This window comes from Microcoleus sp. S28C3, assembly GCF_036700785.1.
Classification (GTDB): domain Bacteria; phylum Cyanobacteriota; class Cyanobacteriia; order Cyanobacteriales; family Microcoleaceae; genus Microcoleus; species Microcoleus asticus.
Genome location: NZ_JAUBPO010000004.1, coordinates 88,801 through 104,139, shown reverse-complemented (window position 1 = coordinate 104,139; position 15,339 = coordinate 88,801). Strand labels below are relative to the sequence as shown.

Here is a 15,339-nt window from a genome sequence, read left to right as displayed (position 1 = left end):
GATCGCAGATGTCAAGGACTCGTCAGCGTTGCTGCTGCCACTTTCTCTGACTTCCTGATGTTCTACTTGAGCCTTGGACGGGTCGATTAAAACATCTTCAATTGCAGTTATCCTCCCTGAATAGCTGCTGGAAGCGGTGGCAATTTCCCCTGTTTTTACAATATCTTCATCACCACTTGCAGTTGCCCCAGGCGTCGCTTCTGTACTCATTGCCACCTCGGACGCAGCCACCGGTGCAGCCCACAAAAATACCCCAACAGCCAATAAAAAATGCTTTGCTCTCACCATAACTCCTCACTTACACCTAAACTTACATCTAAACTTACACCTAAACTTACACCTAAACTTACACCTAAACTTACACCTAAACTACGATGTGATTGCTTCGGAAATGCCAGCTATTGCAGATAAATTTCTTTAATTATATATATATATGTCCTATTGTCAAGGGCTTTTTTGGGAAATTATGTAACTAAATATAACATTCCTAAACGATCTCAATTCCCGGCGTAGCCGGAATGATTTTGATATAACAATTCCCTGAATGCTTTTGCCGATTATTTGCTTCCCGTCAATACCTGTTTACACTGAAAACTTAAGTGAGATTTAAGCCAAAATACTGCTGCTTGGCAAAGTCCATCAATTTCATAAAGTTATCTTTGTTGATAGGCGGACATTCTATATTAAGCTTGTTTTCCAAACTTCTCAAATTGTCAGTTTTAAAATCCATTGGTTCAGACAGCATATACGGCTGCAAAACTCTTCCAACAGTCCTATAGTAAAGTTTTTCCAATGAGTTTTTATTGGTTGGTTCTTCGGGGCTGGGAATGCAGCCCTTAACCGCGATCGCCTCTAGCATCCACTTGCCATATTCTATATGCGGAATTGGTTGGAGATTAGCGATGTGGTAAAAAGTTGAGGGATCGCTGTGAATGCAAGAAGCGCCATAGATAATTTTCACTGCATAATCTACGGGAACGATATTAAGTCCGCTGTTATAATTTAGGTGCACTCGCAGGGGCATTTCTACACTTTCACTATATAACTTATTTAAAGAGTTCACGATTTCATATTTATTTTTAACAATAAAGGCAGGAATACTATAAAAAACGTCAAATTTTTTAGTAGTACCTATTGGTCTCTCGATCAGCCTCCCAGCTAGAACAGAAGGTCTAAAGACCCTAAACTTCATTGCTTTATTTCTGAAAAAATCTCTCACTAACAATTCCGATTTAAGTTTGGAAGATTCATAAGGATTGCGAAATAAATTATTTGGATTGATCGAATCTGGTTGGATTTCACCTACTTCCATTCCGCAACTAAATGCTGTGCCAATATAAATAAATTCTCTCAGATTTAGGATTGAAACTAAGTCTAAAACCCTTTGAGTACCCTTAACGTTGATTTCTGAGCATGAAAATTCAACGCTGCGATCGCACCTTAAATCTGTGAGAGCGGCAACATGAAAGAAAAAGTCTATTTTAGCTTGCTTTAAATTGCTGAATTCATGCAGTGATAAAGCCAAATTATCCTGAGTTAAATCAGCAGGAATTGGGATGATACACTGTTTGACTATAGGTTGCAATTTTTGCTCATATTCTTCTTGACTCAAACCCAAATATTTCCTGCCATCATTAGCCATCAATTTTTCCAGGGATTCCCCCAACTGCTCAGCAGTTTTAGCTCGTCCCAAAGCAAAGATTTTTAACCGATCTAATTGAGTAAAATTTTGCTTAAAAATCTCAAAAAGGAGATTGCTTCCAAGGAAACCAGTCGCCCCTGTCATTGCCACTATCATCTATCTATCCTGCGTGTTGAAAAACGGATTTAACTAAACAAATATTCGGCTAGATCAAGCATCAGCGCGATGCCTACGCCGGCCCTTCGCCATCGCGCCGAAATACCCATCTGCGCCAACAGCAGATTTTCTCACAATTCGTACCTGGCGAATGCAGCTAGCTGCAAGATTGCCTGTCACTTTTTTCGCCTCATAACTTCTGCCGCAACTTTTGCCGCTCCTCGATCGCCGCTTGAAAGTCAGGCTTAAGCCGAATTGCTTCGTCATAGGATTTTAGCGCTTCGTCATTCCGTTTTAAATTCTCTAGAACAGCAGCTCGGTTCGCCCAAAGAAAGGGGTCATTTGGCTCGATTTCTTTGGCTCGTTCAAAGGCAGCTAGCGCTTCCTCATTTCGGTTCAGCGCACTCAGTGAAATTCCCTTACCAACTAGCGCTTGAGCATCTTTTGGTGCATAGCTGAGCGCTTTGTCAAAAGATTCGATTGCTTCTTTTTGTTGGTTATTTTGGCTGAAAGCTATGCCGCGATCGACCCAAGCCGGAGAGAAGCTGGACCGAATTTCTAGGGCTTTATCAAAGGATTTAATCCCTTGTATAAAATCTCCTTTTTCTGCTAGTAACGTTCCTCGGTTGTGCAGCGTCAAATAATCGTCCGGGCGGATTTCCAGGGCTTTGTTATAAGCTTGCAGGGCTTCATCTGCCTTCCCTGTCACGCGCAGCGCATTGCCTTTGAGTACCAGTGCCGGATAGAAGTCGGGGTTAGCTTTCAGCGCTTTTTCTGCAGAGTCGAGTACATCGTTGAAGCGCCCCAGCTTGCTGAGCACAGAACCCCGTTCGACCCAGCCTTTCAAATTATTAGGGTTCGCTTTAAGCTGTTCGTCGTAAGTTGCCACTGCCTCCTCATAAATTTTGAGCGCTTCTGGCCGCCGATTCAAATACTCTAAGGCGATACCTTTGCTGTACCAAACTGAGGGGGACTGAGGCTTCATTTCCCGCGCTTTGTCAAAGGCAGTAAGAGCATCTTCGTAACGCTTCAAGCCAATGAAAGCCCTGCCTTTTCCATACCACGCTTCGGGGTCGTTATCAGCAGCTTTGAGCGCTTGCTCGTGAGTATCTAGTGCTTCTTGGTAGCGCTGCAATTCATAAAGCGTTTCGCCTTTTTTGTTTAATGTTTTGGCATCGTTCGGCTGCAGTTGCAGCGCTTTGTCATAGGCACTGAGGGCTCTTTCATACCGACCTAGAGCTAGGAGCGCATCTCCCCTGCCCCTCCAAGCTTGGGGGTCATTGGGTTTGCTGTCAATGAGTCTCTGAAAGGTGTCTAAGGCTTTTTCTGGTTGGTACTTATCTAGCTGTTGCTTAGCTTGTTGCAAGTAGAAATTGGGTTCGTAGAGCTTCCACCCGCCCAATAACGCAGCCGTAACGACAGCTGCGATCGCCACTAAGTGCCAGGGTTTAAAAGTAAACCCCTTAGTTGGGGCGATCGGCGCAGGTGCTGGAGTCGGAGCGGGGCGGAGTGCTGTTGGCCGCGCCTGGGTTTCGCGCACCTGGGTTGGCTGCGCCTGGGTTTCCCGCACTTGCGTTTCCCGCACTTGCGTGGCCTGGTTGAATTCGGCTACCATCGCCTCTAAGTCTGCCAGCACCTCCTCAACGCTCTGGTAGCGCTGCTGAAAGTCCAAGCGCACCATTTTATCCAAAATCGCTGCCAGCTCGTCGCTCACCTGCACTTGCTCCCGCCAGTTGTGCAAATTAATCTGCAAATCCCTTATGTCTTTTCCCGTCAAAGCTTTAATTGCTGTGACGCCCAAGGCGTAGATATCGCTGTTCAGGCGGGGATGGCCGTTTTGTTGTTCCGGAGGCGTATAGCCATAAGTGCTGACAGCAACAGTTTCAGCGTTGGTTTGGAGCCCTGACAGGTTGGCAAAGCCGAGCAGTTTGACAACGCCAAAGTCAATCAAGGTTAATTTCCCATCTCTCTTACGCCGGATAATGTTCGACGGTTTAATGTCTCGGTGGATGACGTTGTGGCTGTGGACATACTTAAGAATAGACAGGATATCTTGCAATAGGGCGATCGCCTGCGGTTCCCTGAAACGCTTCAAACGCTGGAGTTCTTCGCCTAGCGTCTCGCCTTCATAATAGTCCTCTACCAGATAAAATTCTTCATTTTCTTCAAAGTGGGCAAACAGGCGCGGTATCTGGTCGTGGCCTTGCCCTAACTTGTGCAGAGTTGTCGCTTCTCGGTCAAATAGGCGCCGCGCTGTGGCTAAGTCGGCAGTTTGAGGCTTGAGCTGTTTGACGACGCATTGGGGGGTTCCCGGTAACTGCGTGTCAACAGCCAGATAAGCCTGACCGAAGCCCCCGCCTCCCAACCGCCTGATAATTTTGTAGCGTCCACCTAGTATTGTCTCCTGCATCGTTTTTGACCTAAGCGAGTTTCTCTTTGAGCTTGACCATCTAGTTCCCAGCGCCAGAGGTATACTTTGGCAGCAAAGATCAGTCTTAAACCCCTTGCCATCTATTACCTACTAAAGATATTATATAAGATATAGTCTGTCAAAAAAAACTTGACTTGTCACTGAACAACTCGTGATTGAGAAGACTTGAAGAAATATAGTCAGGCAAGGCTTTATAAAAGTTTAATGTTTTATTTAAAAGGAGGAAATATTTATGAATAGGTTAAAGCATACAGGTAGGATGGCAAGGTTAGCAGTTATCGTTGGACTGGTAGGGGCGAGCGCACTCTGGACTTTCTCAGCAGCATTTTCCCAGCGGTTTTACCCTTATTATCGCTTTTTCAACCGCGGCGCTCGCTACGAATCACCTGACGATGCTCTTACCTTAACCTTAGTTGAAGGGCTAAGCAGGAACCGCTCTCTAACAACTTTTTCTGCCGTCTTGCGGGAGACGAGCTTAATCCCCCTGCTGTCAGGAAATAATCAGCTTACCATTCTCGCACCGACAGAGGAAGCGTTTGCTGCCTTGCCGCCAGGGATGTTGGAAAAATTATTGCGGCCAGAAAACCGAGAACTGCTGCAAAGAATTATCAGGTATCACGTTATTCCTGGCGAAATCAGTGAGAGCGACCTCCTAAGTGGAGAACTGAAAACCCTAGACGGCACGACAGTTAAAGTTAGTGCTAGCAGTAGCGCCACTCAAGTAATTATCAACGACGCTACTGCTAGAGAATTACCACTGCTAGCAAAAAATGGGGTGATTGTCAGGATTAACAGGGTACTCCTGCCGCCGGGCCTGATTCCCCTGGGCGCTACTTCCAGCAGCCCGCCGATCGACCCAGAACCAACTCTTGCCGCGCAGCCCCCCCCAGTACAACGGACAAGCTTTATTTGCGCTTCTGGCGCTAACGGTTTGCCCACAACTTATGCTGTTACGACACGAGGGCAAGTTCCAGTGATCCGCTGGTTCTCTGATTATTTCAGCGGGGGTGGGTTCACGCCGGAAAGACGCTGCCAGGAGGTTTCTGCCCGCTTCCAGAATTTTTACAACTCCGGGCAACTCAACTTCATCGCCAGCGGTTACGTGAACGGGCAAGCGGTGGTGTGCGCGGCACAGGCTAGCGGGCGTCCCTGTAGTGGCGCTAATGTACTATTTACCCTCAAACCGGGGTCGAATGCTGGGGAAACGGTACAGCGCTTGTTCAACATCCGCGCTGGCGCGAGCGGCCCCCTCTATGAAAGCCAAGACGAACCCAGCGCTGTTTACATTGACTTCAAGCAATTCCTGAATAACACGGTGGTTGAAGGTGCAGTGGCTTCCCCGGCCAATCCCTCGCCGGCTGGCGGTTTGGTTTGGTAGCAGGCAAGGGATTGGCCCAGAAGCTTTGAGGTAAGGGTGAGAGCAGAAGTTTTAAGTTTCCTTCTGCTACCTTCCTCACGGGCACGGTTCTCCTAGCAAAATAGTGCCGCACCCGCCGGAGGGTACGTCTCTAACGCGGCTGCCCAGTCCAGAAAAAGAGGAATATTCCTTGTAAATGTCCGGGATGACATCGCTGGGATCGTCAAATGCGCCTGAAGTGCGATCGGCGGCAATGTCAAATTCGAGGCGGCCGCTGCTGCCAAAAGGGACTTGAACGGCTTGACCAGCCAACCCTCTATTAATCAACTCAGCAGTAGGCATCTGCAAGTTGAAGGGTAAACGCAGTCTGCTCTGCTGGGTCAAGTCGAGGGCTTGATTGACTTGCTGCGAACCGCTAAACCTCTGCCTCAAGCTGTTGGCGTCAGGCATCTGTCCGGGCGCATCCGGGCGCTCCCTCGATTCCATGAAGCTGTTAGCGCTGCCCTCGCTGCCACAGGATTGCTTGTTGCTGCTGCCCAGGCCGTGATTGCCGACAAGACGGCCGTCTTTGTCAAAGACAGGCCCGCCACTCATCCCAGCGCGAGTGCAGTCGGTGTAAAAGATGCTGTAGCCTTGATTGCTGGCATCAGGGGAGAGTTTCGCCCCCACAGATCCCCATGCTAAACGCCTCTGCCTGCGGGAAACCGGGCGGACGCTCTGGCCGGCTTGAGCTTGCTCGAGTTCGGGATCTGGCCAGCCGGAAATGTAAACCCGATCGCCGATTTTGACTGTGCTGGCATCTCCTAGAGAAGCAACAGCGTAGTCTTTGGGGCTAGTAAAACTGATGATGGCTAAGTCGATGCCTTTGACGTTATCTTGGCCGTCATTGCGATCAACTGTTTCTGTATCGGGGACGAAGCGATCGCGGCAACCGAATCGGATCAGCGATCGCACCTCGGCGATCCCTCTAAGGGGGCAACCCCTGCCGTCGTTGACACCTTCAACTTTGTGAACTTCACCGTCCCAAGTGCGGATACCGTAGAAGGGAGTCCCGCCAGAGTTCTGCCAGAACTCTGGAGTATCTAAGTACCTCTGGAAAAAGTTGTGAGCGACAGTTAAAACGTAGTATTTATTGCCTTCGCGAGCCACTATCGCCCCTGAACCTGGGTTCCAGACTTGTCTATTTTCTAACGGGTTATTGCGGTTCTCCTCCAAGTCCCGGCGCAACTCCGGGGTGAGCCCGGGCGCGATCAGTACCGTTGTCTGTCGGGCGATGGAATTGATTTCCGGTGGGGAAAGTTCCGCCATAGCAGGCATTGCTTGGACTCCTATGGCCAGGCCAGCCAAAAGTTGTCCCACCATCAGTTTGATCGACAACATATTCACATTTCCTCATTAACTGGAGTTTAGACTAAGAAAAGCTGGCTCAGTTAGAAACTGAGGCATAAAAAATCCATTGGGCAGCCAAATATATGTGATTAAGAAGTCAAATTTCGATGATTTTGGAACTGACCTCGACCCTTTTTTACTACTGGATAGCAAATGCGCCCAGAGCGAGATTGACCAGTCGGCCAACCAGGGGATTTTCCCTGTGGTTTTGGTGCTTGAGCTGGAGTGCCAATCTTGACCAAAAGTGGGAAAAGGGATTGAGCCACCCGTCCTGGAGTCAAATTAGTCAGAGGTTTTTGCCCGCAGCAAGTGATAGTCTCGAACTAAATCTTGAGCCAACCACAACTGCCAAGTTAACAGAGGCCTCAAATCGCTCCAACGGTCACATTGTTCGCTTGGTACTTAGATGGGGTAGAGTCCAATGTAATGTTTGCTTGGCTCTGGCGATACCAATGCTCAATGGCAAAACGGCGCAAATATTCCATCCAGACTACTTCGAGAGAACAAGAATTCTCACCTATCCATGCTAACCATAAAGGTTTAACCTGACGACAATTACTACCGAGAGCCTTTGGCTCTACCAAGATCAATGTCATCGGATGTTGGACACTAGAGCGAAAGTGTAAGTTATCCCACCTTCTAATTTGTAATTGTCCTAGCTTTGGGTCATCTAATTCTACCATCTCCTCAGCAGCCCACCAAGTCTGGGGGTCGTTGAGCTGAAATTTCTCCCCGTGACGACGGGGGCGTCCTCGGCCAGAATAAGCTGGTGGGGCAGAGTATACACAGCGATTAGAACGCAGCCGGATTAACTTGTCGGCTTTGAGATGGGCAGTCTGCAAAACTAAACTGGCACAGCCATATTCCCGGTCAAATAATACTAATGGTCGTTGTGGCAACCCTGCTATCACTTGTTCTAACTGCCATGCCGCTTTACTGATGGGTGTATCCTTTCCTGGTGATTCGTTCGTGTCTTAAGGTAAAGCCCAACTCCCTTGCGCTTCGGGTATCCAGGCAATTGTGCTGTAGCCCAAGCCGATTGCTACAGCGGTTCCCGCTGTTAAGAAGTACAATAACAACAATTAGCTTTCCCAATTTCTGAGATGTTGAGGATTGATTAAGTTGAGAGCAACTGCAATTATTTGATCGATCGTGGACGTGGTAGTTGGAGTGAACATACGCAAAAAAGATTTTAGTTGCGACCACCAAAGCTCTATGGGGTTAAAATCTGGGGAGTATGGGGATAAATTAATAATACTTGCACCTACAGCATCAATCATTGGGAGCATGTCACTTTTGCAGTGAGTAATTATACTTATGAAGTTTCCCCCTGATTTCCAATTAACCCGTTCAAGTAAGCACAACTCGGAGCTAATACTTGCCCCACATGTTCTGATTTCCAACTAGCTCCTGATATTTTAATTCGTCTGGCTATTTGCTTAATCCCTGATTCTACCGCTCAGCCAACCAATTGAACAGATGCCATCAATAGAGAAAACTTCATAGTTGATAATCCTTTGTTTGTGCTTTTCTAGATATTTGCAAAAATTCACTGCTGATTTTTTCTTGAGCTTTCTAAATAGAGCTGCCGCGCTCTCTACGTTCCCTTTCCACAAATATGCTTCTGCTTGCTTAAGTCTCTTCATTGAACCACCTACTTTCTGAAGATTTTGATTCAGATGATACCAATCGAGAATTTCTCTTCTGTTCTGTTCACAACTGATTTCCTTAAATATATTCCACACTCCATCATGTCCATCGCCCAAGCAAGTTATAGGTTTTGCTAGCGGTTGTTTATTTGCCCAATTAATGATGATATCATTTTTATTGAAACTAGCCACCATACCAGCTTCCGACACAATTGCTTTATAATCTTTCCATTCAGACTTTTCTCCTTGAGGTCTCCTGAGTCGTACTTTTCCACCATCTGCACTTAGCTCCAAAATATCTGATCTGGCGATGGGCTAGTGGAAGTCTTGATAATGTACTAATCTCTGTTGTGTTTTAGACGGAACAGTCACTCCCGTTAGATACTTAATATCTAGGGCTGCATGCTGATAAGAGACATTGGCACTCAGTCTTAAGCAACAGTTTTCTAAATGTGGACTCAACCGACTACGGCTACCTAGGCAAGCGTCTATCTGCTTGCTTCTGGGTGATACTTAAATTACCGAGAGTGCTTTTTAATGTCTTGATTCTTCCGGCTTTTGTACCGGTAGCTGAGCAGATAAAAAAAAGCCGATATGCGGTCTCACATGAGTCAAAACTTGGTCTCTGACTGCAAGTTCAATATCTTCTAATGTCTGGAAGGTATCAGGATTAGAATCAGCATAAAGGATGGCAGAAATAGCATCTAGATGTGTTTTAATCGCCTGTTGTTGTTCGGGTGTCATGATTCTATCTCAAGTTGGAAGTGGGAAGAGCTCGTAATTATCGCCTATTTTACTGATGATAGGTAAAAAAGTGATTGTAGTCTTTATCAGTATTTATACTCATAACATAAGTGACACGCTCCCCTGCCGTGTCCTCCGTTGTTTCGGATCGAAGGTAATGCGATCGAACATCATATCCTCCCACTCTTCCTTATTGTCCCAATAGCTTATCCCGCAAATGCTTAATCCGATCGCGCAATTTACCCGCCTCCTCAAACTCCAACTTCTTAGCCGCCGCCTTCATCTGCGCTTCCAACCGCCCGATTAACTGAGGAATCTCATCCAAAGATAACTCGTTTACCTGTTCGTAAACCTCCTCCAACTGCTGAGAATTCAGCTTGCGCGACACGTCCAAAAAGGCCAAAATCGCATTACTCGATCGCTTTTTCGCGATCGGCTGCGGCGTAATCCCGTGCATCTTATTGTACGCTAGCTGAATCCCCCGGCGGCGATCCGTTTCGTCGATCGCCTTAACCATACTATCCGTCAAATTATCCGCGTACAAAATAGCCTGTCCCTGAACGTGTCGCGCCGCCCTTCCAATCGTTTGAATCAAGGAACGTCCCGAGCGCAAAAACCCCTCTTTATCCGCATCCAAAATTACCACCAGCGAAACTTCCGGCAAATCCAAACCTTCCCGCAGCAAGTTAACACCAATCAATACATCAAACTTACCATCCTGCAAATCTTGGATAATTTCGATGCGTTGAATAGACTGAATTTCCGAGTGCAAATACCGAACTCTAATCGCCCTTTCCTGCAAATATTCGGTTAAATCCTCCGCCATCCGCTTGGTTAAAGTCGTCACCAAAACTCGCTCGTCCCGACTCACTCTCTCCTTAATTTCGCCCAACAAATCGTCAATTTGTCCTTCCGTCGGACGCACAAAAATTGTCGGATCTACTACTCCGGTAGGGCGAATTACTTGCTCTGCAACTCTGCCTTCAGATATTTCCATTTCCCAATCCCCAGGCGTAGCAGAAACAAAGATGCACTGATTTTCTTTTGCCCAGAATTCCTCTGCTTTTAAAGGGCGGTTATCTGCCGCGCTGGGCAAGCGGAAACCGTGTTCGATCAATACTTTTTTCCGCGCTTGGTCGCCGTTGTACATCCCCCGAATTTGCGGCACTGTCACGTGAGATTCATCTATCACCAACATCCAATCTTTCGGAAAATAATCAATTAAACATTCTGGCGGTTCTCCAGCATTTCTCCCTGCTAAATGCCGCGAATAATTCTCGACTCCGTTGCAGTAACCTACCTCGCGCAGCATTTCTAAATCGTAGCGCGTGCGCTGTTCCAACCGCTGAGCTTCTAATAGTTTACCGTCTTTTTCAAATTCTGCCAGTCGGTCTTCTAATTCGAGTTCTATTCCTTGGCAGGCTGCCTCTAATTTATCTTCTGCCGTGACAAAGTGGCGGGCTGGATAAATATTTAAAGCGGTTGTACTTTGCAGGATTTTACCTGTTACGGGGTCAACGTAGCGAATGGCATCGATTTCGTCGCCGAAGAATTCGACGCGAATAATTCTATCTTCGTAAGCGGGGCCAATTTCCAAAACATCACCTTTGACGCGAAATTTGCCTCTGCCTAAATCTATATCGTTGCGGGTGTATTGGACGTTGACTAAATCGCGCAAAACTTGCCGCTGGTTGACTTCCATTCCTACTTGCAAAGGAATAGCAGCTTTCAGGTATTCAGCAGGCATTCCCAAACCGTAGATGCAGCTAATTGAAGCAACTACAATTACGTCGCGGCGTTCAAAGAGCGATCGCGTGGCGGAGTGCCGCAGCATATCTATCTCGTCGTTAATTGCTGCCGTTTTCTCAATGAAAGTATCGGTGACAGCAATGTATGCTTCAGGTTGGTAGTAGTCGTAATAACTGACAAAGTATTCGACTGCATTGTTCGGGAAAAAATTTCGCAGTTCGTTGCACAGTTGAGCTGCCAGGGTTTTATTGTGTGCTAGGACTAAGGTGGGTCTGCCAATTTTTTCAATCACCGAGGCAATGGAGAAGGTTTTGCCCGTACCTGTGGCACCGAGTAAGGTTTGAAATCGATCGCCCGCTTCGATGCCTTTGACAAGTTGCTCGATCGCTAGCGGTTGGTCGCCTGTGGGCTGGAAGGGCGCTTGCAATTGAAAAGATGCTGCCGCAGTTACCATAGGAAAATGTAGCTATTACCCATAAATTTTAACAAAAATGCAGAGATACTGCAATTCGTTCAGAAAATAGTTAGACTTTGTAATATTATTTTAATCATCGGCCGAAATAGAAAGCAGAAAGCCCACAAAAGCAGTTGTCCGAACCCAGCAATCAACAGCAATAAGCGAGGAAAAGAATTATGGATACGAGCAGTACAGGTACAGGCAAAGGCAAAGCGATCGTCCGCCGCGGCAAAGGCGGTTCCAAAAGCCAAGCGACAGAACCCACGGATGCCAAAGCAACAGGAATTCAACTTTATCGGCCGCAACTCATGCATGACAACCGTCCCGTCGGCCCAGACGATTTTACCATCAGCGAGACCGTCTCGATTTCGGGGAACCGCCCGATCGGCACTAGCACCCTGCACCTCAGCGAAACCTACGGTACTGTAGGCAATCGCCCGGTCGAATCCAGCGACTTTGAAGTGGTTGCTACACTCGGCAATCGCCCGATCGGTTCCAGCGCCATGCAAGTCAGCGAAATGTTCAGTATGTCCGGTGCCCGCCCTATTGGCATCAGCACTCTGCACATTGATGAAGTTTACTCCACAATGGGAGGAAACCGCCCTATTGCCTCAAACGAAATTGACGATAGCTCGGCATTAATGGGCTTCTTAGATTAATTAGTCAGTTGTTAGTTGTTAGTTGTTAGTTGTTAGTTATTATCTGCTACCAATAACTAATAACTAATAACCACTGCCAACAGTCAACAGTCAACAGTCAACTAACTACTTCCCCACACCCTGATATTTGCTTAATAAAGCAGCAAAGCGCTTGTAATCTAAAGGCTTCTCCAAATATTCCGCCGCTCCCAATTCCAAACCCTGATTTTTGTCGTCCAAAAAAGTTATCATAATCACCGGAATATCAGCCAAATCCGGATCGCCTTTCAACGCCGACAGCACCGCCCAGCCGTCCATACTCGGCATCATCACGTCCAGAATAATCGCGTCCGGCAACAACTCCTTAGCCAACAGAAGCCCCCCTTGGCCGCTAGCCGACGATCGCACCCGAAATCCCTCTTTCGACAAGCAGCGGGTCATCAAATCCCGCGCGTCCGGATCGTCGTCAATCACTAGGACAGTAGCAGCATCGGGCAGCTCCAGCGCTGGCGATCGCACTTCTTTTTGCTTGGCTTCTGTCCCCGCTGCACTCGTCTCTAACTCTTGGGAAGACACGGCCTCCATTTCTGCGATTTCTCGATCGGGCGACGCTTCTTGCTGGCTTTTTACCACAACCGGCAACCCGATCGTAAAAGTAGAACCGCAACCAAACTCGGTCTCAAGCGTAATGTCCCCGCCCATCATCTGGCAAAACTTGCGGCTAATTGTCAGCCCCAAACCGGTGCCGCCGTATCTGCGGGTAGTAGAATCGTCCGCTTGGGTGAAAGCTCCGAACAGCCTCGACACCTGATCCTCAGTCATGCCAATGCCGGTATCGCTGACTTGAAACACGATCGAAGGCTTTTGACACTGAGAAGGATCTGGCGAGAGTTCTTCGGAATTGTCGATCGGCAAAACTTCCTCTTTTTCCTTCCAAACATTAATAGTAATTTTGCCTCGATCGGTAAACTTAGCAGCATTGCTCACCAAATTCAACAGCGCTTGCCGCAGCTTCGACGAATCGGAGTAGATCGTGCCAATATTGGGATCGCAATTGACGATCAAAGTGTTGCCATTTTTCCCTAGCAGGGGTTGAACAGTAGTCACAACCTGCTCGATCAAATTCAACACCTCAAAAGTCTCCAAGAAAAGAGTCATCTTTCCTGCTTCAATTTTAGAAATATCCAGAATGTCACTAATAATGCTGAGCAACTGCTTGCCTGCCATATTAATGCTTGCCAAATCCATCACAAACTCTTCTTCGCCGAGTTCCAGAGCCTCTTCTTGCAGCAGCTCGCTGTAGCCGATAATCGCATTCAATGGCGTCCGCAACTCGTGAGTCATATTTGCTAAAAATGTGCTTTTCGCCCGGTTGGCAGCTTCTGCAGCATTCTTAGCGACTTCCAATTCGCGCGATCGTTCCTCTAGCTGCCGCTGCCGCAGTTCCAAACCGTTGAGCAAATTGCTAATTTGCTGAGCCATTGTATTGAGAGTAGAAGATAGCACCCCGATCGCGTCATTAGAAACAACTGGCGATCGAGCCGTCAAATCACCGCTCGCCATCTGTTCAGCAGTTTGCCGCAGCAAGCCGAGATTCCGAATAATTGCCGACACCGACACAAAACCCACTATCCCCGCGATCGAACTCAAAACCAAAGCCCCCAGCAGCCAGTGCTGAGTGTGGCTCACCAAAGCCAGAGTTTGCTGCACCAGCACCGCCATTGCTGCCTCAGGAACCCCCGCCGCCGGAGCTGAGGCAGCCTCTATTGTCAGCAAATAGTTCTTCATCTCCACAGAACCCATCCACCCGACTCCCACCGCCATCCAAGTTATCAGTACCAAGATGACAAACAGCCCGCTCAAAGAAGCCCGAGTTCCCAAAGAAATCTGCTTCGGAGCCAGTGCCGCCGCCCAAGGATAGCCCTTGAGAAAAGGATCTGGCTGCACCGGTAGGCCCGAATTCCAAATCTCTTCAATTTGACCGTCCAACCTCACCTGACCAATCCGCACTGTTTTCCAGGTATGTTGCGTTTGGGCATCTATTTTTATCTTGCCCGAAGGCGCTGCAAACTCCATATTTTTAGCAGCCGCCCTGACTTTAACCACATTTGTCGAACCAGCTTTTTCTACTGCTTGCTTCCACAGGTAAACGCCGAAATAAGCTGCTTCGATCGGGTCATCCGTGACTCGATTTTCCCCGTATCGGGCTTTATAAGCCTTGACAAATTTACGATTTTCCGGTGTATCCACCGTTTGAAAATAGTTCCAAACCACCAAATGTCCGGCAATATTGGACGGCCCGATCGCCCGCACTTCCTCTTCTGCTACGCTGACCGACATCACCGGCAAATCCTCAGGTTTCACGCCAGCTTCCCGCAACTTTTGGAAAAAAGCCACATTGCTGTCGCCGTTGAGAGTGTTGAGAATAGCATCTGGTTTCACTGCTAAGATATGTGCGATCGCCTCGCCCACTTCCCTAGAACCCAGCGGCAGATACACTTCCCCCGCCAACTCTCCCCCGAGTGCAGCCAGTTGAGCTTTCACAATCAGATTTGCCGTCCAGGGAAAGATATAATCCGAACCCAACAGAAAAATTTTCCGCTTCCCCTGTGCCAGCAAGTAATTCACCCCAGGCACAATCTGTTGGTTCGGAGCAGCACCAGTGTAGAAAATATTCGGACACTGTTCTAGCCCTTCATACTGCACCGGATAGAACAGCAATCCTTTGCCCTGCTCGAAAGCCGGCTGTACAGCTTTGCGGCTCGCCGAAGTCCAACAGCCAAATACCACCGCCACCCGCGCTTCTAGGAGCAATTGCTTAGCTTTTTGAGCAAAAGTCTGCAAATCGCTGGCTCCATCTTCTATCACCACTTCCAATGGGCGTCCGAGTACCCCTCCCGCCGCATTAATTTCCTCAACAGCCAACAGCGTTGCGTCTTTAACAGAAATTTCGCTGATGGACATCGTGCCCGTCAGCGAATGCAAAACGCCTATTTTGATCGGCTCACGAGTCGGGCCGACTGCTTCGAGGGGGTTACTGCTCCTTGCTCCCATAGGGTTTTAGATAATTTTTACTAATAACAGAAATTTTAGTTCCATCCGGCAGGAAGTTAGCCTTGACGCTAAC

At 47.8% G+C, this 15,339-nt stretch carries 10 protein-coding genes and 2 pseudogenes; 2 read left to right on the top strand and 10 right to left on the bottom strand.

Annotated elements, in window-relative coordinates:
* The 4 genes from QUA13_RS02550 to QUA13_RS02535 all read right to left on the bottom strand — a co-directional run.
* Positions 1-288 (bottom strand): hypothetical protein (locus tag QUA13_RS02550; protein ID WP_333196387.1); only part of this gene is annotated, 288 nt, incomplete at its 3' end.
* Between the two features lie 307 nt (positions 289-595).
* Entirely contained in the window at positions 596-1,798 is a 1,203-nt protein-coding gene (locus QUA13_RS02545; protein WP_333196386.1) for an SDR family oxidoreductase, read from the bottom strand.
* Between the two features lie 54 nt (positions 1,799-1,852).
* A complete protein-coding gene (locus QUA13_RS02540; protein WP_333196384.1) occupies positions 1,853-1,978 on the bottom strand; it encodes a hypothetical protein in 126 nt (41 codons plus the stop codon).
* Between the two features lie 10 nt (positions 1,979-1,988).
* Positions 1,989-4,208, bottom strand: a complete 2,220-nt coding sequence (locus QUA13_RS02535) for a tetratricopeptide repeat protein (RefSeq protein WP_333196383.1) — start codon at positions 4,206-4,208, stop codon at positions 1,989-1,991.
* Between the two features lie 253 nt (positions 4,209-4,461).
* Between QUA13_RS02535 and QUA13_RS02530 the strand changes: the two genes are divergently transcribed.
* On the top strand, positions 4,462-5,607 hold the full coding sequence (locus QUA13_RS02530; RefSeq protein ID WP_333196382.1) for a COP23 domain-containing protein: 1,146 nt from the start codon (positions 4,462-4,464) through the stop codon (positions 5,605-5,607).
* Between the two features lie 75 nt (positions 5,608-5,682).
* Here the strand turns inward: QUA13_RS02530 and QUA13_RS02525 are convergent, their stop codons facing one another.
* The 5 genes and pseudogenes from QUA13_RS02525 to uvrB all read right to left on the bottom strand — a co-directional run bounded on the left by QUA13_RS02525 (position 5,683) and on the right by uvrB (position 11,571).
* Positions 5,683-6,966, bottom strand: a complete 1,284-nt coding sequence (locus QUA13_RS02525; protein ID WP_333196380.1) for a serine protease — start codon at positions 6,964-6,966, stop codon at positions 5,683-5,685.
* A gap of 374 nt (positions 6,967-7,340) precedes the next feature.
* Complete coding sequence (locus QUA13_RS02520) at positions 7,341-7,886, bottom strand: transposase (protein WP_333196379.1); 546 nt, start codon at positions 7,884-7,886, stop codon at positions 7,341-7,343.
* A gap of 267 nt (positions 7,887-8,153) precedes the next feature.
* Positions 8,154-8,252 (bottom strand): annotated as a pseudogene (locus QUA13_RS02515) (transposase); the annotation flags it as partial.
* A 38-nt stretch (positions 8,253-8,290) separates the two neighbouring features.
* Positions 8,291-9,368: pseudogene (locus tag QUA13_RS02510) on the bottom strand (ISKra4 family transposase).
* A 190-nt stretch (positions 9,369-9,558) separates the two neighbouring features.
* Entirely contained in the window at positions 9,559-11,571 is a 2,013-nt protein-coding gene (gene uvrB / locus QUA13_RS02505) for an excinuclease ABC subunit UvrB (RefSeq protein WP_333196377.1), read from the bottom strand.
* Between the two features lie 179 nt (positions 11,572-11,750).
* On the opposite strand from uvrB, the gene QUA13_RS02500 reads away from it, so the two are divergent.
* Positions 11,751-12,233, top strand: coding sequence for a hypothetical protein (locus tag QUA13_RS02500; RefSeq protein WP_333196374.1), 483 nt, complete (start codon positions 11,751-11,753; stop codon positions 12,231-12,233).
* A gap of 105 nt (positions 12,234-12,338) precedes the next feature.
* On the opposite strand, the gene urtA is transcribed toward QUA13_RS02500, so the two are convergent.
* Positions 12,339-15,266, bottom strand: coding sequence for an urea ABC transporter substrate-binding protein (gene urtA, locus QUA13_RS02495; RefSeq protein WP_333196372.1), 2,928 nt, complete (start codon positions 15,264-15,266; stop codon positions 12,339-12,341).
* Positions 15,267-15,339: the final 73 nt, after the last annotated feature.

Coding starts and splice junctions, on each gene's coding strand:
- QUA13_RS02545 (WP_333196386.1), bottom strand. CDS start 1,798: ATGATAGTGGCAATGACAGGGGCGACTGGTTTCCTTGGAAGCAATCTC.
- QUA13_RS02535 (WP_333196383.1), bottom strand. CDS start 4,208: ATGCAGGAGACAATACTAGGTGGACGCTACAAAATTATCAGGCGGTTG.
- QUA13_RS02530 (WP_333196382.1), top strand. CDS start 4,462: ATGAATAGGTTAAAGCATACAGGTAGGATGGCAAGGTTAGCAGTTATC.
- QUA13_RS02525 (WP_333196380.1), bottom strand. CDS start 6,966: ATGTTGTCGATCAAACTGATGGTGGGACAACTTTTGGCTGGCCTGGCC.
- uvrB (WP_333196377.1), bottom strand. CDS start 11,571: ATGGTAACTGCGGCAGCATCTTTTCAATTGCAAGCGCCCTTCCAGCCC.
- QUA13_RS02500 (WP_333196374.1), top strand. CDS start 11,751: ATGGATACGAGCAGTACAGGTACAGGCAAAGGCAAAGCGATCGTCCGC.
- urtA (WP_333196372.1), bottom strand. CDS start 15,266: ATGGGAGCAAGGAGCAGTAACCCCCTCGAAGCAGTCGGCCCGACTCGT.